At 64.4% G+C, this 25,318-nt stretch carries 23 protein-coding genes and 1 other RNA gene; 15 read left to right on the forward strand and 9 right to left on the reverse strand.

Annotation, left to right across the window (positions count from 1 at the left end; all coding sequences use genetic code 11):
- Positions 1–86: 86 nt before the first annotated feature.
- Positions 87–3,134: a TonB-dependent receptor gene (locus ACTIFP_RS12325; RefSeq protein ID WP_439569000.1), complete on the forward strand. Its 3,048-nt coding sequence runs from the start codon at positions 87–89 to the stop codon at positions 3,132–3,134.
- A 127-nt stretch (positions 3,135–3,261) separates the two neighbouring features.
- Positions 3,262–4,383: a helix-turn-helix transcriptional regulator gene (locus ACTIFP_RS12330; protein WP_439569001.1), complete on the forward strand. Its 1,122-nt coding sequence runs from the start codon at positions 3,262–3,264 to the stop codon at positions 4,381–4,383.
- A gap of 275 nt (positions 4,384–4,658) precedes the next feature.
- Here the strand turns inward: ACTIFP_RS12330 and ACTIFP_RS12335 are convergent, their stop codons facing one another.
- Positions 4,659–5,291 (reverse strand): cation transporter, encoded by a 633-nt coding sequence (locus ACTIFP_RS12335; RefSeq protein WP_439569002.1) that lies wholly within the window; start codon positions 5,289–5,291, stop codon positions 4,659–4,661.
- 68 nt (positions 5,292–5,359) lie between these two features.
- Here ACTIFP_RS12335 and ACTIFP_RS12340 point away from each other — a divergent pair, with 68 nt between their 5' ends.
- Positions 5,360–5,770 carry a MerR family transcriptional regulator gene (locus ACTIFP_RS12340; protein WP_439569003.1) on the forward strand — a complete coding sequence of 137 codons (411 nt, stop codon included), beginning with the start codon at positions 5,360–5,362 and terminating at the stop codon, positions 5,768–5,770.
- 207 nt (positions 5,771–5,977) lie between these two features.
- On the opposite strand, the gene ssrA is transcribed toward ACTIFP_RS12340, so the two are convergent.
- Positions 5,978–6,333: a transfer-messenger RNA gene (ssrA, locus tag ACTIFP_RS12345) on the reverse strand.
- A 106-nt stretch (positions 6,334–6,439) separates the two neighbouring features.
- Entirely contained in the window at positions 6,440–6,850 is a 411-nt protein-coding gene (gene mscL, locus ACTIFP_RS12350; protein WP_439569004.1) for a large conductance mechanosensitive channel protein MscL, read from the reverse strand.
- Positions 6,851–6,994: 144 nt separating this feature from the next.
- Here mscL and ACTIFP_RS12355 point away from each other — a divergent pair, with 144 nt between their 5' ends.
- From ACTIFP_RS12355 to ACTIFP_RS12375, 5 genes are read left to right on the forward strand one after another with little or no spacing between them, the layout of a single operon-like run.
- Entirely contained in the window at positions 6,995–7,591 is a 597-nt protein-coding gene (locus ACTIFP_RS12355; protein ID WP_439569005.1) for a LemA family protein, read from the forward strand.
- Between the two features lies 1 nt (position 7,592).
- Entirely contained in the window at positions 7,593–8,105 is a 513-nt protein-coding gene (locus ACTIFP_RS12360; RefSeq protein ID WP_439569006.1) for a TPM domain-containing protein, read from the forward strand.
- Positions 8,102–8,917, forward strand: coding sequence for a TPM domain-containing protein (locus ACTIFP_RS12365; protein WP_439569007.1), 816 nt, complete (start codon positions 8,102–8,104; stop codon positions 8,915–8,917). Before ACTIFP_RS12360 ends, ACTIFP_RS12365 begins: the two co-directional genes overlap by 4 nt.
- 11 nt (positions 8,918–8,928) lie before the next feature.
- Positions 8,929–9,615, forward strand: coding sequence for a TPM domain-containing protein (locus tag ACTIFP_RS12370; protein ID WP_439569008.1), 687 nt, complete (start codon positions 8,929–8,931; stop codon positions 9,613–9,615).
- 11 nt (positions 9,616–9,626) lie between these two features.
- Positions 9,627–10,184 carry an NUDIX hydrolase gene (locus tag ACTIFP_RS12375; RefSeq protein WP_439569009.1) on the forward strand — a complete coding sequence of 186 codons (558 nt, stop codon included), beginning with the start codon at positions 9,627–9,629 and terminating at the stop codon, positions 10,182–10,184.
- A 20-nt stretch (positions 10,185–10,204) separates the two neighbouring features.
- Here ACTIFP_RS12375 and ACTIFP_RS12380 read toward each other — a convergent pair whose 3' ends face one another.
- The 5 genes from ACTIFP_RS12380 to carA form a co-directional block, all read right to left on the reverse strand.
- Complete coding sequence (locus ACTIFP_RS12380) at positions 10,205–10,840, reverse strand: rhomboid family intramembrane serine protease (protein ID WP_439569010.1); 636 nt, start codon at positions 10,838–10,840, stop codon at positions 10,205–10,207.
- Between the two features lie 26 nt (positions 10,841–10,866).
- On the reverse strand, positions 10,867–11,343 hold the full coding sequence (gene greA / locus ACTIFP_RS12385) for a transcription elongation factor GreA (RefSeq protein ID WP_439569011.1): 477 nt from the start codon (positions 11,341–11,343) through the stop codon (positions 10,867–10,869).
- A gap of 96 nt (positions 11,344–11,439) precedes the next feature.
- Positions 11,440–14,796, reverse strand: coding sequence for a carbamoyl-phosphate synthase large subunit (gene carB, locus ACTIFP_RS12390; RefSeq protein WP_439569012.1), 3,357 nt, complete (start codon positions 14,794–14,796; stop codon positions 11,440–11,442).
- A complete protein-coding gene (locus ACTIFP_RS12395) occupies positions 14,796–15,098 on the reverse strand; it encodes a hypothetical protein (protein WP_439569013.1) in 303 nt (100 codons plus the stop codon). The genes carB and ACTIFP_RS12395 overlap by 1 nt, the downstream gene beginning before the upstream one ends.
- 26 nt (positions 15,099–15,124) lie before the next feature.
- The gene (carA, locus tag ACTIFP_RS12400; RefSeq protein ID WP_439569014.1) at positions 15,125–16,393 is read right to left on the reverse strand and encodes a glutamine-hydrolyzing carbamoyl-phosphate synthase small subunit; all 1,269 of its coding nucleotides are present in this window, start codon (positions 16,391–16,393) and stop codon (positions 15,125–15,127) included.
- Between the two features lie 131 nt (positions 16,394–16,524).
- Here carA and ACTIFP_RS12405 point away from each other — a divergent pair, with 131 nt between their 5' ends.
- From ACTIFP_RS12405 to rpoD, 4 genes are all read left to right on the forward strand, one after another.
- Positions 16,525–16,977, forward strand: coding sequence for a GatB/YqeY domain-containing protein (locus ACTIFP_RS12405; RefSeq protein ID WP_439569155.1), 453 nt, complete (start codon positions 16,525–16,527; stop codon positions 16,975–16,977).
- 105 nt (positions 16,978–17,082) lie between these two features.
- Positions 17,083–17,472, forward strand: coding sequence for an endonuclease domain-containing protein (locus ACTIFP_RS12410; RefSeq protein WP_439569015.1), 390 nt, complete (start codon positions 17,083–17,085; stop codon positions 17,470–17,472).
- Entirely contained in the window at positions 17,469–19,364 is a 1,896-nt protein-coding gene (gene dnaG, locus ACTIFP_RS12415) for a DNA primase (protein ID WP_439569016.1), read from the forward strand. The genes ACTIFP_RS12410 and dnaG overlap by 4 nt, the downstream gene beginning before the upstream one ends.
- A gap of 32 nt (positions 19,365–19,396) precedes the next feature.
- Entirely contained in the window at positions 19,397–21,418 is a 2,022-nt protein-coding gene (rpoD, locus tag ACTIFP_RS12420) for an RNA polymerase sigma factor RpoD (RefSeq protein WP_439569017.1), read from the forward strand.
- Positions 21,419–21,468: 50 nt separating this feature from the next.
- Here rpoD and ACTIFP_RS12425 read toward each other — a convergent pair whose 3' ends face one another.
- Positions 21,469–22,620: a hypothetical protein gene (locus ACTIFP_RS12425; protein ID WP_439569018.1), complete on the reverse strand. Its 1,152-nt coding sequence runs from the start codon at positions 22,618–22,620 to the stop codon at positions 21,469–21,471.
- A 438-nt stretch (positions 22,621–23,058) separates the two neighbouring features.
- Between ACTIFP_RS12425 and ACTIFP_RS12430 the strand changes: the two genes are divergently transcribed.
- From ACTIFP_RS12430 to ACTIFP_RS12440, 3 genes are all read left to right on the forward strand, one after another.
- The gene (locus tag ACTIFP_RS12430) at positions 23,059–23,355 is read left to right on the forward strand and encodes a PspC domain-containing protein (RefSeq protein WP_439569019.1); all 297 of its coding nucleotides are present in this window, start codon (positions 23,059–23,061) and stop codon (positions 23,353–23,355) included.
- Between the two features lie 276 nt (positions 23,356–23,631).
- Complete coding sequence (locus tag ACTIFP_RS12435; protein ID WP_439569020.1) at positions 23,632–24,300, forward strand: DUF6975 family protein; 669 nt, start codon at positions 23,632–23,634, stop codon at positions 24,298–24,300.
- A 170-nt stretch (positions 24,301–24,470) separates the two neighbouring features.
- Positions 24,471–25,316 (forward strand): AAA family ATPase, encoded by an 846-nt coding sequence (locus ACTIFP_RS12440; RefSeq protein ID WP_137752167.1) that lies wholly within the window; start codon positions 24,471–24,473, stop codon positions 25,314–25,316.
- The last annotated feature ends 2 nt before the right edge of the window (positions 25,317–25,318 follow it).

Consider the following 25,318-nt stretch of genomic DNA (forward strand, 5'->3'; position numbering starts at 1 on the left):
ACCCCACAAAGGTATGGATCATGGGTTGACATATTGGTCTGACAAGACGAGCCTGATGCCAAACAAAGCCACAGAGGGAGAGAGGGATGATTCGGGGCAGCTTCGCCCGCGCGGCGCGCGGCAAAATGAACCTCGCGGCGACGCTGCTCGGCACCACGGGCATGGCGATGCTCGCCGCCCCCGTCCTGGCGCAGGATACCGCCGCACCGGATGCAGCCACCGCCGCTGCCGATGAGGTCGGCGATGATGCGATCGTCGTGACGGGCATTCGCAGCTCCCTTGCCAACGCGCTGGGCGAAAAGCGCACCTCCGACAATATCGTCGAGGTGATCCAGGCCGAGGATATCGGCAAGCTGCCCGACCAGAACCTCGCCGAAGTGCTGGAAAATGTCACCGGGGTCCAGATCACGCGCCAGGCGGGCGTGGGCAATGCGGTGCAGATTCGCGGCACCGATGCCAATCGCACCGAAATCAACGGCGTGTCGACCGTCGGGTCGGGCGCGGGCCGCTCGGGGATCAGTTTCGAAGATCTGCCCGCCGCACTGATCGCATCGGTCGAGGTCACCAAGGTGCCGACCGCACGGACGATCGAGGGATCGGTCGGCGGCACGATCAACCTGCGCACGATCCGCCCGCTCGACCTGCGCGACCCGCTGATCGCGGCACGCGCGCAGATGGAAAACAGCGACCTGTCGAAATCGACGCTGCCGCGCCTGTCGGCGACGCTCGGCAACAATTGGGATACCGGCATCGGCGAAATCGGCATCGTGGTGAGCGGCAGCTATGCGCGGCAGGATGTCGCGTCGTTCAAGCCGCGCGTCGACCGCGACGCGCTCGTCCTGCCGGGATCGGGGCCGAGCGCCGAAGCCTTTCCGTTCCTGCGGATCCAGTTCCTGCAACAGGGGCTCGAGAATTACGAATATGAAACCTACAACGGAACCGCCGCACTCGAATGGAAACCCAATGACGACCTGAAATTCTATTTCGACGCGACGCTGAACAACCAGCGGCGCGGCCAGCAGAGCCACCGCGTCCAGATTTCGGGCACCGCGACCCCCTCGGTCGTCGACGCGATGAACAACACCGCCTTCGAAACCGTCGATTTCGGCCGGCTCGACGGCCCCAACGGCCCGATCGACCTTGGCACCGTCGAGGCGGCGGTGGCCGGGACGATCGGGATCGGCGGTTCGACCGGCACCGTCATCGATCCGAACCTCCGCACGTCGAGCGACACCGGCGCGCGCGTCACCAAAAGCCGCGTGTTCGATTTCGGCACCGACTGGCAGATGACCGACAGGCTCAGGCTGCGCGCGGAGGTGTCGCTGTCGACCTCCAAATCCGATTTCCCCAATTTTTCGACCACGCTCGACTTCATCAACCCCAACGGGCCGCAGCCAGTCATCGGGCGCAGCATCGACAATGGCGTGCCGATCGAATTCGACCTGCGTGGCGGCACGCTGCAATTCGGGATCGACCAGGCCAGCCCCTTTGCCCCGACGACGGCGCAGCTGCTGGACCCCGCCAATTACCAGCTGCAACAGGTGACGCAGGGCGCCAATTCGACCGACAATCAGGAACGCGCCGCGCGCCTCGATTTTTCTTACGATAGCAGCGACCTCAACCCCTTCGTCACCTCGGTCGACTTCGGCTATCGCTGGAACCGGACGTCGGCGGAAAACAACGAGTTTTCGAACAATGTCAGCCTGACCAACACGACCAGCGCCTGGAACCGGCCGTCGGGCGACCTGTTTTCCGACATCCTGATTCCCGGTCCCAGCAACTTCAACGCGGCCGACAATCGCAAATTATATTTCCCCGATTTCCTGCTGATCGACGGCGGCCTCGCCTTCCGCGATCCGGCGAGCGTGCTGGCGGCGCTCAACGCGGCGATCGCGGCGAGCAACGCGGCGCGCACGCAGGGTCCGGCGGTCGCCTCGCTGGCCACGCCGACAGAATCCTTCGCGGGCTTTTTCAGCATCAAGGAAACGACCAACGCCGCCTATTTCCAGGCCAATATAGAGGGCGAAGTCGCCGGCATGCCGGTGCGCGGCAACGCCGGTGTGCGCTGGCTGCACACCAAACTCTCGTCGACCGGCAACAATATCGCCAATGGCGCGGTTACCGGGCAGACTGTCGCGAACAGCTCCTATAATTTCCTGCTGCCGCGCTTTAACCTGGTGCTCGAACCCGCCGACCGGTTGCTGGTGCGCGCCGGGATCGCGCGCGACATCCGCCGCCCGAATTTCGACACGCTGTCGACCTCCTTTTCGTTCGGTACCGGCGCGAACACGCCGGTCGCGGTCGGCAATCCCGACCTGGTTCCCGAAGCCGTGTGGTCGTTCGACCTGTCGGGCGAATATTATTTCGCGCCGTCGAGCCTGATCAGCATCGGTTTCTTCCACAAGAGCCGCACCAATTTATTCGCGCAGCGGCAGGAAGACCCGGCGCCCAACCTCGACGCGAACGGCAATCTCAACATCTCGATCGACCCCGCCTGCCCCGGCGGCGGCATCTATAACCCGATCGCCAACCGCAACATCAACAACCCGGTTCAGGGCGTCGGCATCTGCGTCCCGCGCAGCTCGACCTTCAACGTTCCGGGCACGACGACGCAGACAGGCGTCGAAATCGCCTTTCAGCACGATCTGTCGGCGTGGGAGGACACGCTCGGCTTTGCGTCCGGCTTTGGCTTCATCGGCAATTTCACCTATCAAAAGGCCGGCGGTTCGGCGCGCGAATATCGCGTCGCCGACGGCCCCCGCACGGTGTTCACCCAGCTCGGCTTTCCGGGTTCGCGCGACCTGATCACGCTGACGAACCTGTCGAAATTCGCTTATAATACCACATTGTTCTATGACAAATACGGGCTGAACGCGCGGCTGCGCTATACGTGGCGCTCAAGCTATGTGTCGAACGACCCCTTCTTTTTTGGCCTGCCGTTGATCAACGGCGCGCGCGGGCAGCTCAACGCCAGCATCAACTATGACATCAATGATCGCATCAATGTCGGCGTCGAGGGTATCAACCTGCTCCGCGGCGACCAGAATCAATATTGCGTCAACAACAAGGCGCTCCTGTGCTTTCAGGGCCTCACCGACCGCCGCATCACCGCGGGGTTGAGCGTGAAATTCTAAGCCCCCGATCGGCGCGGACCAGATCCAGCGCGTCCCGCCGTCGGCCCGGCAAAAGTTTTTTGAAGTTAATTTCTTGGCTTTTGTCATAAACTTGGGCGAGATGGCGTGAAATTGGCGCAGGATTGGAATGGCAGCGGACGCGATGGGCCAGCGGACGGAACCGGACTGGGACGAGATTTTCATGCAGGCCGCGCTGCAGCCCGACCGGTGGCTGGACGCGCTGGCGACCCTCGCCAGCCAGACCGGATCGGGACATGGCCAGTTGATCGGGGTCGGCGGGGCGCGCGAAATCCCGTTCAACCTCGTGATCGATTTCGACGCCGACCTGATCGATCATTTCGCGGCGAGCGGCTGGGGTGCAGAAACGCATAATTTTCGCGTTGCCGCGTCGAACCGGCACGTCGAACGCGGCTATTACGACCCGATCCTGCACGAAGATCATTATGATCGGGTGATCCCGCATTTGGCCTCGCCCGACTATCTCGACTGGTGCGAGGAGATCGGCATTCCCTTTGGCTGTCAGACCAATTTGGTGATCGACAATTTCGGGATCGTCGGCCTTGCTACCCTGCGCAACCGCAAGGATGGCCGGACGACCGCCGCGCAGCGCCGGATTTTCGCGCATGGCGCCAAGGCGGCGCGGCGTGCGGTTCGGTTGCAGGAAAAGCTGGAGGGCGAACAGGCCAAGCTGCTGGCGGGCGCGTTCGACGCGATCCAGGTCAGCGCGTTCATCGTCGACGTGCGCGGCCAGTTGCTCGCCCACAGCAGCGGCGCCGACGCGATGCTGGACGCGGGCGATGTGCGGCTGGCGGGCCGGTCGATCGACGCCGCGGGGGCGCCGTTCACGCTCCGCCAGGCGGTCCAGGCGCTGATCGCCGACGGCGGGCTCGACCATGTAAGGACACGGGTCGCGACGGCGGAGGACCGGCCGCAGCTGGTGATCGAAGGATTTCGCCTGCCCGAACGCGACTGGTCGCTCGGCAAGCTGCCGCACGCGATCCTGATCGCCAATGGCCCGCGGCGCGACCGCGCCGGGGTGGCGCATTATCTGGCCGCCATCTATCGCCTGAGCCCCGCCGAAGCCGATATTGCGGTGCGGTTGTTCGAGGGCAAACCGCGGCTGCGGATCGCGGCGGAGCGCAGCGTCACCGCCGAAACGCTGCGTGGCCAGATCAAGCAAATCTATCTGAAATGCGGCGTCGACAACGAAGCGGGATTGATGCGGCTGCTGGCGCCGATCCTGGCGTAGGCACCCCCCGGCAGGGGGATGATCCGCCGCCCCGTCCGAAATAAAGGTCCATTTGCAAGGACTAAGGGGGGCCATTCCTTCGACCGCATCGCGCCGGATTCGCGTCCGGCACGGCGATGCGTCGAAGGGGTCGGGCTCAAGTCATTCCTGTCGTTCGATGCGACCCAGAACGACAGGGCGAGGGCCTCGCCAGTGGATTGCTGTGTGCGACCTGGAAGGGCTCCGTCGAATCTCGGCGGGGCCCTTTTCTGTCGGGCCGTCCGAAATGTGGCGGTTCAGCGGCTGGTCGCCGGAACGGCGGCGAGTTCGCCGCGCGCCTGGCGGAACACCTCGATGCTGCCCCAGATCGCGAGCGTCGCCATGATCGCCGCCACCCCGAGATCGGGCCAGCTTTGTCCGGTGCCGAACACGCCGAGCGCCGCGCCCATCACCGCGACATTGCCGATCGCATCGTTGCGCGAACAGATCCACACCGAGCGCATGTTGGCGTCGCCGGTGCGATAGCGATAGAGCATGAGCGCGACCGCAACATTGGCGGCGAGCGCGAGCGCGCCGATCAACCCCATGGTTTCAGCATGCGGCGCCGATCCGCCGACAAAGCCCCACACCGCCGATCCCAGCACCCACAGGCCAAAGGCGAGCATCGTCACCGCCTTCACCATTGCGGCGCGGGCGCGCCACGCCAGCGCCATGCCCGCAACCCCCAGGCTGATCGCATAATTGGCCGCATCGCCAAGGAAATCGAGCGCATCGGCCTGAAGCGCGCGCGAGTCCGCCGCGACCCCCGCGACGATTTCAACCCCGAACATCGCGGCGTTGATCAGCAGCGCGGCCCACAGGATGCGCCGCCAGCGCGGGTCGTTGAGGGCGGTCTTGCCACTGGCACCGGCACAGCAATGATCGGACAAGGTCGATGCTCCTTTGATCTTCGAGTCGGCACCCTATATGCACCCTGTAGCAACTACAGGGTCAAGTCATGAAAATCGGCGAGCTGTCGCGGGCGACCGGGACCAATATCGAAACCATCCGCTATTATGAGCGCATCGGCCTGTTGCCCGCGCCGCACCGCACCGCAGCGAATTATCGCAGCTATGGCGATCCGCACCGCGCGCGGCTGACCTTTGTGCGCCATTCGCGCGATCTGGGCTTCACGATCGAGGAAATCCGCTCGCTGCTCGATCTGTCGGACGATCCGGGGCGCGATTGCAGCGAGGCCGACCGCATCGCGACCCGCCATCTGGAACAGGTCGAGGACAAAATCGCGCAGCTCACGCTGCTCCGCGACGAGCTGACGCGCATCGTCGGGCGCTGCCGCGGCGGGGTCGCCGCCGATTGCCGGGTGATCGAGGCGCTGGGCGATCATGGGAGCTGTGCGGGGGCACACTGACACGGTTTCCCATCGTCATTGCGAGCGAAGCGAAGCAATCCATGGCGGTTTGCGCATACTCTGGATTTCCGCGTCGCTGCGCTCCTCGCAATGACGATCCATTTGCGCGCCGCAACAGGGCTCCCGGTTTCGCCGGAATGACGAGGGGGATGGCACATTTTAGGGAAAGGTGGGACGATTCTGTTGCCCGGCTCGTCCCCAGCCGCTGGTATCCGATTCTGTTGCCCGGTTCGGTCCGAACCGCGTTCTATTTGTCTAACCTTAGGCCGTGAGGCTTATCGGTTAGGCAGCCAGAGCGAGTGCTTCGTTATCGTTAGCACCTATTGGTTTTGAGCCTTGAACGGGTTACTCAGCCCGGGCAAAAATATCGTCTTTGAACACACGTCGATCCTGGTTCGGCCCCGTCAGAAGCCCGCTTTTCCGGTTGGATCGGCGGGTTTGTGGTGGAGCCGCCGGGTACTGCCCCCGGGTCCGCTGTGTCTATTCCACGACACCATTTATCACCATAGTCGGCCGAAACCGACCTGAGCTATATAGGGTGCCTAAAAGGCTTTGGGAAGGGCAGCGACCCCAGCCCAAACGATCGTCATCCCGGCGCAGGCCGGGATCTCGCCGCCGATATGGTACGCACCGGTGAGATCCCGGCCTGCGCCGGGATGACAAAAGAGGCTATTTCTTCCGCAATTCGTCACGGATTTCGGTCAGCAGGTCGACCTGCGTCGGCCCCGCTTCGGGCATCGCGATGAACTTGCTCGCCTGCCGCACCAGCAGGAAAACGACGAACGCCAGCAGGATGAAATTGATGATCGCGGTGACGAAGCTGCCGAGCGCCATCACATTGGCGCCGCTTGCCTTCGCCGCGGCCAGCGTCATGCCCGCGGTCACTTTCTCGCCGCCCGACAGGATCAGATATTTGTTGGTGAAATCGACCCCGCCGCCGGTGATCAGGCCGATAAAGGGCATCAAGACATCGTCGGTCAGCGATTTGACGATCGTCCCGAACGCGGCGCCGATGATGACGCCGACCGCCAGTCCCATGACATTGCCCTGGTTCAAAAACGCCTTGAAATCCTTGATCATGTTCTCACCCCTTTGGTCGCTTCGATTGCGGGTTTCAGACTGCATGACACGATTATCGGCGTCAATGATTGCGGGCGGCGGGGCGTCTTACTATATTAAGGCAGTTGGCGCGGCGCCGTGCCGCGCGGAGGGAGTGCCTGACCCATGACTTTCCGTTCTGCCCGCTGGCTGATTATCCCCGTCGCGGCCGTGTCGCTGTCCGCGTGCGGCATCAACAGCGTTCCCACCAAGGAAGAAGCCGCCAAGGCGAAATGGGCGAATGTCGAGGCCGCGTATCAGCGCCGCGCCGACCTGATCCCGAACCTGGTCGAAACCGCGAAGGGCGCGGCCAATATCGAACAATCGACGCTGCAGGGCGTGATCCAGGCGCGCGCGTCGGCGACGCAGGTGAAGCTCAGCACCGACGATCTGGAAGATCCCGCGAAGGTGCAGGCGTTCCAGCAGGCGCAGGGCAATGTGTCGAGCGCGCTCGGCCGCCTGCTCGTCACCGTCGAAGCCTATCCCGACCTCAAAAGCCAGGCGCGCTTTGCCGATCTGATGACCCAGCTGGAGGGCACCGAAAACCGCATCAACGTGTCGGTGCAGGACTATAATGGCGCGGTGCAGGACTATAACACGACGATCCGCACCTTCCCCGACATCATCGGCGCCAAAATCGTCCATGGCGCCAAGCCGATGACCCCGTATCGCGCGGTGACGCCGAACGCCAATCAGGCGCCGAAGGTCGATTTCGGGACGTAAGATGCGGCGTGCCGCCCTTGCTGCTCCGCTCGCGATCCTGTTGATCGCGGGCGGTTGCAAGGCGGCGCCCGCGCCTGAATCCGCAATTTGCGTTGGGGTTCCGAAGATGGCGCTCGAAGGGCGCGTAAGCGATGCCGCGAATATCCTGAGCGCAGAGGTGGAGCAGCAATTGTCCGAACGTCTCGCCGCCTATGAGCAACGCACGACCCATCAAATGGTGGTCGCGACGACGAGCGCGCTGAACGGCGCGGACCCGATGGAATTCGCGACCTGCCTTGGCCGGCGGTGGGGGATTGGCGATGCCAAGCGTCATGACGGCATCCTCATTCTTGTCGCACCGAACGAGCGCCAATCCAGCGTCGCGGTTGGCTATGGCTTGGAAAAGGCGCTGACCGACGTGGAAGCCAAAGCGGTGATCGAGGACATGATTCCCAGTTTCCAGACGGGCGATTATGCCAGCGGCTTGAGGATCGGGATCGACGCCATCGCTGCGCAAACGGGAGATGCCAAATGAGGCCGCTTTTGCTCGGCTGGGCGCTCGGCCTGTCGCTGATCGCGGCCCCCGCCACGGCGCAAACCTTCCCCAAGCTTGCGGGCAATCCCGTCGTCGATCAGGCCGACATCATCCCGGCGGGCGAGGAGGCGGCGCTCAATGCGCAGCTGCTCGCGCTGGAGAAAACGACCGGGCACCAGCTGGTGGTCGCGACGGTCAGCGATCTGGAAGGCCGCGATGTTGCCGATTATGGCTATCGATTAGGCCGCGAGTGGGCGATCGGGGATGCCGAGAAGGACGATGGCGTCGTCTTTCTGATCGCGCCCAATGAGCGACGGATGCACATCGCGGTCGGGCTGGGGCTCGAACCGGTGCTGACCGACGCAATGTCGGGACGTATCATCCGCGACACCATCACGCCGCGATTCAAGGCGAACGACTATCCCGGCGGCATCCAGGCCGGGGTCAATGCGATCGCCGAACAGATTCAGTTGCCCCCCGAAGAAGCCGCGGTGCGTGCAGAGGCGGCGGCGGCGCAGGAACGCGACCGCGCCGACGATGGCGACATCGGCGGGCTGATCTTTGTCGCTTTCATCATCTTTTTCTTCTTCATCCTGCCGATGCTGGCGCGGATCGGGCGGCGCGGCAAAAAACGGCGCAAGGGCCGGCCGTGGGATGCGCCGATCATCATCTGGGGCGGCGACGACTGGGGCGGCGGCAGCGGCGGATCGTCGTGGGGTGGCGGCAGCTGGGGCGGCGGCGGCGGCGGCTTTGGCGGCTTTTCGGGCGGCGGCGGCTCGTTCGGGGGCGGCGGCGCCTCCGGCGGCTGGTAAGGGGACGAGTGATGCCACGCAAGATCAGCCATGTGAGCGCCGCCGACCATGATGTCGTCACCGTCGCGGTCGCCGCGGCCGAGGCACATACGAGCGGCGAGATCGTCACCGTCGTCGCGGCGCAATCGAACGATTATGACGATGTCGCGCTGGTGTGGGCGAGCGTCGTCGCCTTTGTCGCCATGTCAGCGATCGCGCTGTTTCCCGAATTTTACCGCGGCCTCTACGACCGGCTGACCGGCGGCTGGGGTTATGAGCTGACCGCCAATCAATGGCTTGGGACGGTCATCGCCATCGGCGTCGTCAAATGGATCGGCATGTGGCTGATCCTGCTGTGGCGGCCGCTGCGGCTGGCGCTAACCCCGCGCGCGATCAAGGCGCAGCGGGTGCGCGCGCGCGCCGTCGACCTGTTCAAGGTCGGTACCGAAGCGAAGACATTGGGCCGCACCGGGGTGCTGCTGTACCTCAGCCTGAAAGAGCATCGCGCCGACATCGTCGCCGACGAAGCGATTGCCGCCAAGGTGTCCGCCGACGTGTGGGGCGATGCCATGGCGGCGCTGATCGAACGGGTGCGCGCGGGCCAGCCGGGCGCGGGCATGGCGGCGGCGGTGACACAGATGGGCGCCGTGCTGGCGCAGCATTTCCCGCGCGGCAGCGAAAATCCGAACGAGCTGCCCGATCGGTTGATCGAGATTTAGGGGCGCATGCAATGACCCGCCCCGCGCCCGGCACCCCCATCGAAACCCGCTGGGAAGGCCGCTTCATCACCGTGAGGCAGCAGGGGACGTGGGAATATGTCTCGCGCTCGCGCGGCATCCATGCCGCGGTGATCCTGGCGATCGACGATGCGGCGGATGGGCGTCACGTCATCCTGGTCGAGCAATATCGGGTGCCGATGGACAGGAATTGCATCGAACTGCCCGCAGGGCTGGTCGGCGATGACAGCGCGGGCGAAGCCGCCGAAGTCGCGGCAGAGCGTGAGCTGGAAGAAGAAACGGGCTATCGCGCCGCGCATTGGCGGGTGGTCGGCGAATTCTACAGCTCGCCGGGGATGGTCAGCGAAAGTTTCACCCTGCTGGTCGCGACCGGGCTGACCAAGGTCGGCGACGGCGGCGGGGTCGATAGCGAGGACATCATCGTCCACCGCGTGCCGCTGGACGGGATTGCCGATTTTGCTGCGGCGAAACGCGCCGAGGGGTGCGGGATCGATGTGCGGGTTGCGTTGCTGCTGGCGGGTGGGTTGCTGGCTTTTTTGCCCCTCCCCTAAAGGGGAGGGGTTGGCTTTGACTACCGCGCCCCGAACCGCCAGCGCAGCAACGGCCGTGCCAGCACCAGCCCGGCCAGAAACCCGCCGACATGCGCCCAGATCGCGATCGCGCCAAAACTGCCGCCGCCCGCAAAACCGATCAGCAGTTGTAACCCGATCCACGCCGCGGCGAGCCACAGCGCGCGCACCCAATGCCCCGGGATCGGGCCGATCGCGGACGCCTGCGAGCGGCTGAAGATCAGCGCGAACACCGCAATCAGCGCCGAGATCGCGCCGCTGGCGCCGATCATCGGCACCGCCGACGCCGGGTCGGCGAGGAATTGCGCGAACGCACCGGTGTAGGCGCCGGCAAGGAGCAGCACCACCATCGCCTTCGCGCCCAGCGGTGCTTCCAGCTGGCGGCCGATGAACAGCAGCACGACGATGTTGAAGACGATGTGCAGCACCCCGCCGTGCAGGAACGCCGACGTCAGCGGGGTGAGGAAAAACGGCACCAGCGTCCCCGGCGGGACGATCAGTTCGGACCCGAACCGCGCCGGAATGAACCCCGCGCGGACGATCGCATCGATCTGGAACCCGGTGATCCACAGCAGGGCAAAGACAATGACGCACGCCAGCGCATAGCCCGTGACCAGCGGCGCGGCCTGCGGCTTCATCGCCTATCTCGCTCCTTGGCGCTCCATCAGATGAATTCGATTTTCTTCACCAGATAATATTTGTCGCCCGCGGGCACGGTGACTTCGATCTCGTCCTCGACGCGGCGGCCGATCAGCGCGCGGCCGAGCGGCGAATTATAGCTGATCTTGCCGTCCTTGGCGTCGGCTTCGGCCTGGCCAACGATCTGGTACCGCACCGGCTTGTCGTCTTCGTCAGCGAGCGTCACGGTCGCGCCGAACACGATGCGGTCGCCGGTCAGCGTCGTCGGGTCGATCACCTGCGCGCGCGACAGCTTGTCTTCCAGATCGCCGATCGTCGCTTCGACCTGGCCCTGGCGCTCTTTCGCGGCGTGATATTCGGCATTTTCCGAAAGGTCGCCGTGGGCGCGCGCTTCCTCGATCGCATCGACGATCAGCGGTCGCTCGGCCTTGAGCGCGCTGAGCTGCGAGCTCAGCTTGTCATAGCCTTCTGCCAGCATCGGTACCTTTTCAACGCTTGCCATTATCCTGTTGTCCTTCGTCAATAATCCGCCGCCAGCGAAACTTCGCCGGGCGGCTGCGCCGCTGTTTCCGTCAATGTCGGGGGGTGGAGCGGTCCTTCAATAATAGTCTTGAAGCGGCTTTACTTCAAGAGAGTGCGCGCGCAGCGCGCCGATCGCGTGGGTCGCGGCATCGCTGCCCGCCGCCGTCGTGTAGTAAGCGACGTCGCCGGCGAGCGCCGAGGCGCGGATCGACTGCGAATCCTGCAGGCTCTGCCACCCCTCGGTGGTGTTGAAGATCAGCTGGACGTCGCCGTCCTTGATCCGGTCGACGATATGCGGACGGCCCTGCGCGACCTTGTTGACGCGCTCGATCGCGATCCCTTCGCCCGCCAGATAATCGGCGGTGCCGCCGGTCGCGATCACCTTCCAGCCCCAGCCGGTCAGGCGGCGGACGGAGTCGAGGATGCGCGGTTTGTCGCTGTCCTTGACCGACACGAACACGCGCCCGGTGGTCGGCAGGCGGTCGCCCGCGCCCAACTGCGCCTTCGCGAACGCCAGGTTGAAATCACGATCGATTCCCATGACTTCGCCGGTGGACTTCATTTCGGGCGACAGCACCGGATCGGTGCCGGGGAAGCGCGCAAAGGGGAACACCGCTTCCTTGACCGCGACATGCTGGATGTCGCGATTGATCCGCGGCAGGTCGGCAAGCTTTTCGCCCGCCATCACCCGCGCCGCGATCTTGGCGATCGGCGAACCGACGGCTTTCGCGACGAAGGGTACGGTGCGACTGGCACGCGGGTTGACCTCGATCAGGTAAACGCCTGCCCCGGCCTCCGAGCCGGGATCGCCCTTCACCGCGAACTGGATGTTCATCAGGCCGCGGACGTCGAGCGCGCGCGCGAGCGCTTCGGTCTGGCGCTCGATTTCGGCGATGATGCCGGCCGACAGGCTGTACGGCGGGATCGAACAGGCGCTGTCGCCCGAATGGACCCCGGCTTCCTCGATATGCTGGAGCACCCCCGCCACGACCACATCGGTGCCGTCGCACAAAGCATCGACATCAACCTCGATCGCGTCGCGCAGATAACGGTCGATCAGCACCGGCGAATCGCCCGACACCTGCACCGCGGTCTCGATGTAATTTTCCAGCTGCGCCTGATCGTCGACGATTTCCATCGCGCGGCCGCCCAGCACATAGGACGGGCGCGTGAGCACCGGGTAACCGATCCGCGCCGCGACCGCGATCGCTTCCTCGCGGCTGCGCGCGATGCCGTTTTCGGGCTGCTTCAGGCCAAGCTTGTTGACCAGCGCCGCAAAGCGCTCGCGGTCTTCGGCGAGGTCGATCGCGTCGGGCGAGGTGCCGAGGATCGGGATGCCCGCGTCGGACAGCGCCTGCGCCAGCTTCAGCGGGGTCTGGCCGCCGAACTGGACGATCACGCCGACCAGCGTGCCCTTCGACTGCTCGACGTGGAGGATCTCCAGCACATCCTCGGCGGTCAGCGGCTCGAAATAGAGGCGGTCGGAGGTGTCATAATCGGTGCTCACCGTCTCCGGATTGCAGTTGATCATGATCGTCTCATACCCCGCCTCTTCGAGCGCGAAGCAGGCGTGGCAGCAGCAATAGTCGAACTCGATCCCCTGCCCGATCCGGTTCGGGCCGCCGCCGAGGATGACGATCTTTTTGGCGCCCGACGGATCGGCCTCGCACTCGGGGATGCCAAAGGTCGGCGCTTCATAGGTCGAGTAAAGATAGGGGGTCTGCGCCGCAAATTCGGCGGCGCAGGTGTCGATCGTCTTGAACACCGGGCGAACGCCGAGCTTGTGGCGCAGCGCGCGCACTTCGGCTTCGGTGACACCGCCGGTCATCGCCTTCACCGCTTCGTGGATCAGCCCGCTGCCGCGCGCGGTGGCGCGCTTCGATCCGGGGCGCAAATTTGCCGACTGGAGCGCGAGGTACGCGAGCCGCTTGTCCGAAAAGCCCATCGATTTGAGCTTGCGCAGCCCCTCGGCATCGCGCGGCAGGCCGTTTTCGCAAACCTCCTGCTCGGCGGCGATAATCTCTGCGATGCGTTCGAGGAACCACATGTCGTAGCCCGCGATGCGGTTGATTTCCGCCAAAGGCAGCCCCTCGCGGATCGCCTGCGCCGCGTTGAGCAAGCGGTCGGGGGTCGCCTTCGCCAGTTCGCTGCGCAGCTGGTCGTGCGACGCGCCCTTCAAGCGATCGACGAAGTTGAAGCCCGACAGGCCGGTTTCCAGCCCGCGCAGCGCCTTTTGCAAAGACTCGTGGATCGTGCGGCCGATCGCCATCACTTCGCCGACCGATTTCATCGCGGTCGACAGCACCGCCTCGGCGCCCTTGAACTTCTCGAACGCAAAGCGCGGGATCTTGGTGACGACATAGTCGATCGTCGGTTCGAACGACGCCGGGGTGACCCCGGTGATGTCGTTCATGATCTCGTCGAGCGTGTAACCGACCGCGAGCTTTGCCGCGACCTTGGCGATCGGGAAACCCGTCGCCTTCGACGCCAGCGCCGACGAGCGCGACACGCGCGGGTTCATCTCGATCACGATCAGGCGGCCGTCCTTGGGATTGACCGCGAACTGGACGTTCGATCCGCCGGTTTCGACCCCGATCTCGCGCAAGCACGCGATGCTCGCGTTGCGCATGATCTGATATTCCTTGTCGGTCAGCGTCAGCGCCGGGGCGACGGTGATGCTGTCGCCGGTGTGCACGCCCATCGGATCGACATTTTCGATCGAACAGATGATGATGCAGTTATCCTTGCGGTCGCGCACGACCTCCATCTCATATTCTTTCCAGCCGAGGAGCGATTCCTCGATCAGGACTTCGGTGGTCGGCGAGGCGATCAGACCGCCGCGGACGATATGCTCGAACTCCTCGCGGTTATACGCGATGCCGCCGCCGGTGCCGCCGAGCGTGAACGACGGGCGGATGATCGAGGGGAGCCCGGTGCGGTCGAGGATTTTCAGCGCCTCGTCGAGCGTGTGCGCGACGCCGCTGCGCGCGCTTTCCAGCCCGATCTTGTCCATCGCGTCGCGGAATTTCTGCCGGTCCTCGGCCTTGTCGATCGCTTCGGCATCGGCGCCGATCATCTCGACGCCATATTTGGTCAGCGTGCCGTCGTTGAACAAAGCCAGCGCGGTGTTGAGCGCGGTCTGCCCGCCCATCGTCGGCAGGACGGCCCAGCCGCCGGGGTGCAGCGCGGTTTCCTTCGCGATGATCTTCGCGACGATCTCGGGCGTGATCGGCTCGACATAGGTCGCGTCGGCGAGGTCGGGATCGGTCATGATCGTCGCGGGGTTGGAGTTGACGAGGACGATGCGATAGCCCTCCTCCTTCAGCGCCTTGATCGCCTGCGTCCCCGAATAGTCGAACTCGCACGCCTGACCGATAACGATCGGGCCGGCGCCGATGACGAGGATGGATTGGATGTCGGTTCTTTTGGGCATTATCGTTTGCCGTTCGCTATGGTTATGGAAATGTCGGTCCCAGCTGCGGCTTTGATGACGCAGTCTGCGATTTTCTTGTTTTCGGACGTGATCGGGATATTCACGTCGACGGCATGGGTCGGCAGAGCCGCTGAAAAGTTACGACCTCCGCAGGTCCAAACCTTCTCCAGAACTGACTGCTGCGCGTCGCGTTGGCCCGCCGTCTGACCCGAATCCGGACCAACAAGCTTCAAATACATGAGCTCGTCCGGATAAAAAAAGGAAGGTATTGCGGCGGCGATTACACCGACCGCAATTCCCACCGCTAGCCAGATCAGCCGCGTTCGCCTCACTTCAACCCGCCCACAAACTTCTCGAACAGATAGAAACTGTCCTGCGGTCCCGGGCTCGCTTCGGGGTGATATTGCACGCTGAACGCATTCTTGCCCGTGATCGCGATGCCGCAGTTCGATCCATCGAACAGGCTCTTGTGCGTTTCGACCACGCCGCCGGGCAGCGTCGATGCGTCGACCGCAAAGCCGTGGTTCATGCTGGTGATCTCGACCACGCCGTCGGCGAACTCACCGCCGACGCGCTGCACCGGATGGTTGGCGCCGCGATGGCCCTGGTGCATCTTCACCGTCTTTGCCCCTGCGGCGAGCGCGAGCAGCTGGTGGCCGAGGCAGATGCCGAAGATCGGGACGTTGCGTTCGAGCAATCCCTTGATCACCGGCACCGCATAGTCGCCCGTCGCCGCGGGATCGCCGGGGCCGTTCGACAGGAACACCCCCGCGGGGCGCAGCGCGACAATGTCTTCGAGGCTGGTCTTTGCGGGCACCACAGTGACGCGCGCGCCGGCCTTGACCAGATTGCGGAAGATATTGTCCTTGGCGCCATAATCGACCGCGACGACGTGCGGCTTTTCTTCCCCCCTCCCGCTTGCGGGAGGGGTCGGGGGAGGGCCTGTTTCGGTCGAGGACGGCGACATGCCCTCCCCTAGCCCCTCCCGCAAGCGGGAGGGGGACTCATAGCCCGAACCCAGATGCCAGACCCCCGCATCCCACGCGCCCTGCCGTTCACGGGTGACAGTCTTGGCAAGGTCCATACCCTCCAGCCCCGGCCAGCCCTGCGCCAGCATGAGCAGCCGGTCGAGATCGAACTTGCCATCGGGGCTGTGCGCCACCACCCCGGTCGGGGCACCGCCATTGCGGATGCGGCGCGTCAGCGCGCGGGTGTCGATGCCGGCGAGGCCGATCAGCCCCTGCGCCGCCATCCATTCGGGCAAGGTCTGGACGCTGCGAAAATTGCTGGGCAGCGTCGGCAGCTCGCGGGTGATGCACCCGATCGCGGCGCGCTTGTCGCGCTCCATATCGTCGGGGTTCGCGCCGACATTGCCGATGTGCGGAAAGGTGAAGGTGATGATCTGGCCCGCATAGCTGGGGTCGGTCAGGATTTCCTGATAACCGGTCATCGCGGTGTTGAAACAAATCTCGCCCACACCCGCACCGCTCGCGCCATAACCGACGCCCCACAGGACGGTGCCGTCGGCAAGGACGAGAACGCCAGTCGCGCCATCGGGCTGGGCGTTGGGCGCGGCAGAGGGGTTGGCAGGTGCCATTCAATATGCTCCGGACGGGGGGCTAAACGGCCGACCAAGTAGGCGGCAAAAAAGTGATTCACAAGCTATCGGATTCGGAATCTTGCCGCTAGAGAGGGCCTTTCCGAAATTTGCAGCGCATGGGGACACGCATGATTCGTGACGACATCAAGGCTGCGCAGGTCGCCGCGATGAAAGCCGGCGACAAGGCGCGGCTGGGCACCATCCGGCTGATGCTGGCGAAGATCAAGGACAAGGATATCGAACTGCGCACCGGCACCGCGCCGGCCGACGACGATGTGCTGGTCACCGACGTGCTGCAGAAAATGGTCAAGCAGCGCCGCGAGTCGATCGCCATGTACGAGCAGGGCGGGCGGCAGGAACTGGCCGACATCGAGGCGGCCGAGGTCGTGGTGATCGAGGATTTCCTGCCCGCGCAGCTGAGCGACGATGAGGCGCAGGCGGCGATCAAGGCGATTGCGGCGGAACTGGGCGCGACAAGCCTGAAGGATATGGGCCGCGTGATGGCCGCGGTGAAGGAACGCCACGGGTCCGAACTGGACATGAGCAAGGCGAGCGGGTGGGTGAAGGCGGCGCTGTCGTAAGGCGACATGCCCTGCCCTAGCCCCCGCAAGCGGGAGGGGGACTGGACGGGCCGCGAGCGCATATTTCTCCCCTCCCGCTTGCGGGAGGGGTCGGGGGAGGGCCTGTTGGACAAGGGCTACAAACGACCGACAATGCGCTCCCGCGAGCTTAGGCTGAACGCCACCGACGCCGAGCGGAAACTCTGGGCGCAACTGAGCGCGCGCAAGGTCGCTGGCGTCCGCTTCAATCGACAATTCCCGGTAGGCCCGTTCATTTGCGATTTTGTCTCGCGAACCGCCAAACTGATCGTCGAAGTCGATGGTGGGCAGCACGCAGTTGATGTAGCAAAAGACGCATCGCGCACGGCCTTTCTGCAATCACAGGGTTATCGAGTGATCCGGTTCTGGAATAATGATGTGTTGGAACGGATCGAAGGTGTCGTGGGCGAGATTGAGCGCGTGATAGCGAACATGCCCTCCCCTAGCCCCTCCCGCAAGCGGGAGGGGGATAGTTGACCCTCACCCCGCAATGGCTGGACGAATTGCGATCGCGGATCACGCTGTCGACCCTGATCGGGCGGACGGTGAAGGTTACGCGCGCGGGCCGCGAGTATAAGGCGTGCTGCCCCTTCCATAACGAAAAGACCCCCAGCTTTACGATCAACGAAGAGAAGGGCTTCTATCACTGCTTCGGGTGCGGCGCGCATGGCGATGCGATCCGCTGGATGACCGACCAGCGCGGGCTGTCGTTCATGGATGCGGTCAAGGAACTCGCCGCCGAGGCCGGGATGGAGGTGCCCGCCGCCGACCCGCGCGCCGCGAAAAAGGCCGAGGAGGCAGCGAGCCTGCGCGATGTCGTGCAGGGCGCCGCCGACTGGTTTACCCAGCAGCTCGACAGCAGCAACGGCGCCCCGGCGCGCGATTATCTGGCCAAGCGCGGCATATCCGACCCGACCCGCCGCGCCTTCGGTTTCGGCCTCGCGCCCGACAGCCGCAGCGCGCTGAAGGAGGCGCTCAAGAAATTCCCGACCGCGATGCTCGTCGAATCGGGGATGTTGATCGCGGTCGAGGACAAAGAATCCTACGACCGTTTTCGCGGTCGCCTGATGATCCCGATCCGCGATGCGCGCGGGCGCGTGATCGCGTTCGGCGGGCGCATCCTGGGCGATGGCGAGCCCAAATATCTGAACTCGCCCGACACCCCTTTGTTCGACAAGGGGCGTGTCCTTTATAACCTCGACAAGGCGAGCCCGGCGTCGCGGCAGACGAACCGGATCATCGTCGTCGAGGGCTATATGGACGTCATCGCGCTCGCCGAGGCAGGGATTGCCGACGCGGTCGCGCCGCTCGGCACCGCGCTGACCGAAGCGCAACTAGGCCTCATCTGGCGCATGGTGCCGGTGCCTTTTCTGTGCTTCGACGGCGATGCGGCGGGGCAGAAAGCCGCGATGCGCGCCGCGATGCGCGCACTGCCGCTGCTCCGCCCCGGTTTCAGCCTCGCCTTTGCCACCCTGCCCGCCGGGCAGGATCCCGACGACATCGTCCGCGCCCGCGGGGCCGAGGGGTTCGCCGACCTGCTCGCCGACGCCCAGCCGCTGGTCGAGCGATTGTGGGCGCATGAGGTCGCGGCGGGGCCGCTCGCGACGCCCGAGGAGCGCGCGGCGCTCAAGACCCGGTTGCTCGCGCATGCCGACGCGATCGAGGACGCCGACGTCCGCCACCATTATCGCGAGGCGTTTCGCGAACGGCTGGACACGCTGTTCGCGCGGCAACGCCCCGAACGCGCGGCGCGCGCGCCTTGGACGCCGAACCCGCCGCGGGGCGGACGCGGCGGCAACGGCAATCGCCGCTTTGGCCCCGACCCGCGGTTGCAGCCGCCAGCCGACGAAACGCGCACGATCGGCCTGGCGGGGATCGCCGCGCCCTATGTGGCGGCGCTGATCGGCGGCTTGCTGCGTTACCCCGAAGCGCTGCGGCGCAACGAGGAGGCGCTCACCCGTCTGCCGGTCGCCGATTCCGGCGACGCCGAACTGCTGCGCGCAATGCTTGACAGCGTGGGTGGTCAGGAAGGGCTTGATTGCGAGGGGTTGCTTGCCATATTGGAGCCAATGAAAGTGTATAATAGGGCGACGACATTGCTCAGAGCCGATGGAATGCACTTCTCGTTCAATCGCAGGCTTGACAGCGAAGAGGTTGATGCGGCGCGGGAAACCGCGCTTCGCGACTTGGAGGAATATATCGGCGTGCTGGTCACCCAGCCCGAAATCCGCGCCCGGCTGGCCGAGGCCACCGCGGATTTTCAGCGCACGATGGACGATGAAGGATTCGCAAGGCAGCAAAAGCTGTATGCGATGGACAAGGAACTGACCCGCCGCCTCGCTGCGCTGTCCGACAGTAGCGAGAGCTGACCCACCGAATTGCCCCTTTGGCAGGAACATATATGGCCACCAAGAACACCGCCGCCGACACCGATACCGACGCCCCGCTGATCGACCTGAACGAGGCCGACGTCAAAAAGCTGATCGCGCGCGGCAAGAAGCGCGGATATTTGACCTATGACGAGCTGAACGCGGCGCTGCCGCAGGACGAAATGTCGTCCGAGCAGATCGAGGACATCATGTCGGCGATCAGCGACATGGGCATCAACATCGTCGAAAGCGACGAGGATGTGCAGGAAGAGGCCGACCAGGAAGCCGATGACGATGTCGACGTCAGCGCCGGCACCGGTTCGGTGTCGAACCCCGCGATCGAAAAGAAGAAGGAAACGGTCGATCGCACCGACGATCCCGTGCGCATGTACCTGCGCGAAATGGGTGCGGTCGAACTGCTCAGCCGCGAAGGCGAAATCGCGATCGCCAAGCGCATCGAAGCGGGCCGCGACACGATGATCCTGGGGCTGTGCGAAAGCCCGCTGACCTTTAACGCGATCATCGACTGGTCGACTGCGCTGAACAATGGCGACATGCAGCTGCGCGAGATCGTCGATCTGGAAGCGATGCTGTCGAAGGATCCGGCGCCCGAAAACCTTGACGAGGAAGGCGCCGAGGACGACGGCGAGATCAGCGAAAAGACCGCCGGCGTGTCGTTCAAGGACGAGGACGAGGTCGAGGAAGAACCCGCCGCCGATGGCGACGACGAGGATGGCGAAGGATCGTCGGGCAAGCGCGAGAGCTTCGAAGAGGATGAGGAGGACAACACGCTCAGCCTCGCGGCGATGGAGGAGCTGCTGAAGCCCGACGCGCTCGAAAAATTCGCGAACATCACCAAGAGCTTCAAGGCCTTTTCGAAGCTGCAGGAAGCGCGGCTCGAGGCGCTGTCGGGCGGCGAGGAATTTCCGTCGGCGTCGGAAAAGAAATATCACAAGCTGCGCGAGGAGCTCACCGCGCAGGTCGAGAGCGTGCAGTTCCACGGCACCAAGATCGAATATCTGGTCGACCAGCTTTACAGCTATAACCGCCGCCTGACCGCGCTCGGCGGCCAGATGCTGCGCCTGGCCGAGCGCCACAAGGTGCCGCGCAAGGCGTTCCTCGACAATTATGTCGGGCGCGAGCTGGAAGAAACGTGGCTCGACGCGGTCGGCTCGATCGACAAAAAATGGGCCGCCTTCGCCGAGAATGAAGCCGGCGCCGTCGACCGCATCCGCATCGAAATTTCGGAAATTGCGCAAGCCGCGGGCATGAGCCTGACCGAATTCCGCCGCGTCGTGAACATGGTCCAGAAGGGCGAGCGCGAAGCGCGCATCGCCAAGAAGGAAATGGTCGAGGCGAACCTCCGCCTCGTGATCTCGATCGCCAAGAAATACACGAACCGCGGCCTGCAGTTCCTCGACCTGATCCAGGAAGGCAATATCGGCCTGATGAAGGCGGTCGACAAGTTCGAGTATCGCCGCGGCTACAAGTTCAGCACCTATGCGACCTGGTGGATCCGGCAGGCGATCACCCGCTCGATCGCCGACCAGGCGCGCACGATCCGCATCCCGGTCCATATGATCGAGACGATCAACAAGCTGGTCCGCTGCAGCCGCCAGTTCCTCCACGAAAGCGGCCGCGAGCCGACCCCGGAGGAAATGGCCGAGCGGCTGTCGATGCCGCTCGAAAAGGTCCGCAAGGTGATGAAGATCGCCAAGGAACCGATCAGCCTCGAAACGCCGATCGGCGACGAGGAAGACAGCCACCTCGGCGATTTCATCGAGGACAAGAATGCGGTCATCCCGGTCGACGCCGCGGTGCAGTCGAACCTCAAGGAAACGGTCACCCGCGTCCTCGCCTCGCTCACCCCGCGCGAGGAACGCGTGCTGCGCATGCGCTTTGGCATCGGGATGAACACCGACCATACGCTGGAGGAAGTCGGCCAACAGTTCAGCGTGACCCGCGAACGCATTCGCCAGATCGAAGCGAAGGCGCTCCGCAAGCTGAAGCACCCGAGCCGCAGCCGCAAGATGCGCAGCTTCCTCGACCAATAGGCAGTCCGAGTCGGCGCGCGGCGACCGAAGCGGACGTCAGGTCGCCGACGTCAGGTTGTCGACAGGGCGGCGCGTAGTTTCTGGAAGGTCAATCGGCCATCCTGCCTGAGGCTGCGGAGGAAGGTATCGTCGAGCTCCTGCCATGCGGCCGTCGCTGCCTCGGCGAGCCACGCGAGGGCTTGGTCGTTGTCGGCGGGTTTGGCGATTCCCAGCGCGTCCGCTTCCTGCTGGTGCCGCGCAAAGATCGTCGCGGCTCTGGAATCGGGATTCGCCTGAAGGCCGAGTTCGGTGACGGCGCGGCGCGCCCTTGCATAAACGCCGCTCGGCGTGCCGTCGCTCAGGCGTTCGAAGGCGACGGCAAGGCCGCCGCAGGACAGCTTCACCTGATCCGGCGCCAGCTCCACCGGCAGCGCGTCGGAAAGCGAAATGGCGTCGAGCCACGCATTGCTCAGCCGCCGCGCCCGCCCGCCGACTTTGCCTTCGCATGTTGCCCATTCGTGCAAATAGGCGCGAAGATTCTGTTGCCAATCGACGGTGGTTTTGATGTTGCGGAATTGCCCGCGCAACAAATCGCACGCGTCTTGCGGATAATCGGCAAGCCGCAACGCCCGCGCCCGCGCATTGATCGTGCTCGACCATTGCGGCATCGCCGCCATGGCTGCCTCGGCCGCCGCAATGCCGATTTCGCCGCGAACAAACCCGCGGTCCCTCAACGCAAGTTCGATCAGCGGATCGAAATTCGTTGTAAAGACCGGCCCCGGAAATCGATCCGGATCAACTTGCATCGCCCGGGCCAGTCCGCGCTGCGCCCGCGCAATGTCCCATTCGCCCGGGCTGCCATCATAGTCCGTAACCGGATCGAGGTCGGGCAAGCCAGGTTTACGGGCGCGGAGTACCGCCGCCCGCACGACGTCGGCCGCCGCACCTGCATCGAGCCCGTCGTAAACAAAGCCCATCGCGCCTTGATAGCGCAGCGGACCCGGCCCATCCGAAAGCGCCTTTTCCAGGCCCGCGGAAAATTGGGTGCCGCTTTGCGCCACGCGCTCGCGCACGACATCCAAAAACCCGTCGACATTCGGAACGCCGACCCCGCGATCGAAGGAAAAGGGAGCGCCGACCAGGAAGCTAACCGGTTGCCGCGCGTTGTCGGAGCGGCTCAGCTTCAACCTGAGAAAATTCGAATCCCTGATTTCTGGCGTCATCCGATCCAAAATGATCGTTCGTAAGCGAGGAAGCAATTGCTTTTGAATTGCCTACCACGCGCCCGGCGTAACCTAAAAATGCTGGCGGAAGGATAGGCGGTTTGCCGAACCGGGAAAAACTACCTCGCATTTCGTCGAAACAGTCAGGCGCTTGGTCTAACCAAGCGCCTGACTTGTTATGGAATCTTGTAAACTGCCGACGACCGCCCACATGAGTGGCGCTCTCCCCTCCCCGAGTTCACGCCATGAATCAAAATACGAACTGATGGTGTCATTTCCCGACTGATGGGATCATTTCCCGATTAGTGCAGCGCGCCTTGCCGCGTCGCTGCCCGGTAAAGGCTGGAAATCCACGCATCCGACAAATTGGCACGCCCCTTGCGAAGCTGGGGGCACGAGCACGGGGCGACACCCGCCGCCAAAAGGAAAGACCGAAAAATGGACAATGAAACCACCAATCTCTTCCAGCGTCGCGACACCTTTTTCGGGATTTGCGAGGCTGTGGGCCAGGACTTCGGCTTCAACCCGCTGTGGCTGCGGCTCGCTTTTGTGGCGCCGCTGTTCTTCTTCCCGGTGCAGACCTTCCTCGGCTATTTTGCGCTCGGCGGCGTCGTGCTCGCCTCGCGCCTGCTTTTCCCTGCCAAGACCGCCGCTGCCGCCTCGCCGGCGCTGAGCGCGGTCGAAGGCAGCACGCCGAGCGCCGAAAAAGCCGGCGAGTTCGCACTCGCCGCTTGAGCGGACCCGGCCGGACGCTCCCTCTCCCTTTGGGTTCGGCCCCCCGCGACGATGACGTCCCCGGACGTCGTCACAGGACCGGCAAGCTTTCCCCGGGGCTTGCCGGTCCTTCTTTGTCGGTTCCGGCCCAGGCCCCGGCTGTCCCTGACTGAAACAGCACCGGTACAAATCGTTTCCCGCTTATAAACGTGACGTTTACGACGTTACTCTATGGCTGATCGCTGATAGTCCACCGGCCTGGCCTCCGCGGCCCGCGCCACAGGCGAGGAACAAGCGTTGAGCCAGTCGACCCAGCCCCTGCTGCAGCCGCGCCGCGTCGCCGAAATGCTCGATTCGCTGGTTGCCAGCGGCGGCACCGGCGCGCATCCGCACGTCCGCGCCGGCGCGCTGTCCAGCGGCCCCGACGCCATGCGCAACCTGGCCGACGCCGTCCATTTCCTCTGCCTGCTCCACGGCCGCCACCCCGGCGTGATCGACAATGCTGCGCGCAAGGCCGTCGATCCCGCATCGCGCAAATGGATGGATGAAGCCGCCGCCGCCTTTGTCCAGGAACGCGCCTTTCTGACCAAGATCGCCTCGGCGGTCGGCCCGGTGCCGAGCACCCAGGGCCAGGCGCAATGCGAGGCCGCGGTCGCGGCGCAGCGCAAGGCGATCGACATGCTCGCCGAATCGGATCGCCACGGCTGCGCCGTCGGCGCCGCGATCGCGCTGACGCTCGACTGGCGGACGATCCGCGTCCTGCTCGACATCAGCGCCCAGCGGCTCGACATGACGCCGCCGACGTGCAACCTGCCCGACCTTCCGGGCACCGCGCGGCTGGCGGCGACGGTCGCGGACAGCCCCGCGGTCGAGCGCGCGATGGTGTTCGGCGCCCAGCAACTGATCGTCCAGCACAGCGGGCTGTGGGATTTGATGGCGGCGCGCGCAGCAAGCCGGGCTATCTAATCCGTCGCCCCCGCGAAGGCGGGGGCCGTTATCCCCCTTACGCCGACAGGCAGTTCTACACCGACAGCGGCCCCCGCCTTCGCGGGGGCGACGCCTTCAGCTTGCACCCTCCCCCTCCCCTCGCTATGCCCGCGCTTGATTGACGTTCACGTTAAGGGAAAGACGAGCCCATGCGTTTCGATGGAACCAGCGCCTATATCGCCACCGACGACCTGAAGGTCGCGGTCAATGCCGCGACCCTGCTGCGCCGCCCGCTGCTCGTGAAGGGCGAACCCGGCACCGGCAAGACCGTGCTGGCCGAGGAAATCGCGAAAGCCTTCGACGCGCCGCTGATCACCTGGAACATCAAATCGACGACGAAAGCCCAGCAAGGCCTGTACGAATATGACGCGGTGGCGCGGCTGCGCGACGGCCAGCTGGGCGAAGAGCGCGTCCACGACATCCGCAATTACATCCGCAAGGGCAAATTGTGGGAGGCGTTCACCTCGCCCAAGCTGCCGGTGCTGCTGATCGACGAGATCGACAAGGCCGACATCGAATTCCCGAACGACCTGCTCCAGGAACTCGATCGCATGGCGTTCCATGTTTACGAAACCGACGAGACGGTGACTGCGAAGGAACGCCCGATCGTCGTCATCACCTCGAACAATGAAAAGGAACTGCCCGACGCCTTCCTGCGCCGCTGTTTCTTTCATTACATCAAATTCCCCGATCGCGACACGATGCACGCGATCGTCGACGTGCATTTCCCCGGCATTCAGAAGACGCTGGTCAGCCGCGCGATGGACATCTTCTACGAAGTCCGCGACGTGCCGGGCCTCAAGAAAAAGCCGTCGACCAGCGAGTTGATCGACTGGCTGAAGCTGCTGCTCAACGAGGATATGCCGCTCGAAGTTCTGCAGAACCGCGACGTCGGCAAGGCGATCCCGCCGCTCCATGGCGCCTTACTCAAAAATGAGCAGGATGTGATGCTGTTCGAAAAGCTGGCGTTCATGGCGCGGCGCCAGGGGAGCTAGGC

The organism is Sphingopyxis sp. (assembly GCF_051861155.1).
Classification (GTDB): Bacteria; Pseudomonadota; Alphaproteobacteria; order Sphingomonadales; family Sphingomonadaceae; genus Sphingopyxis.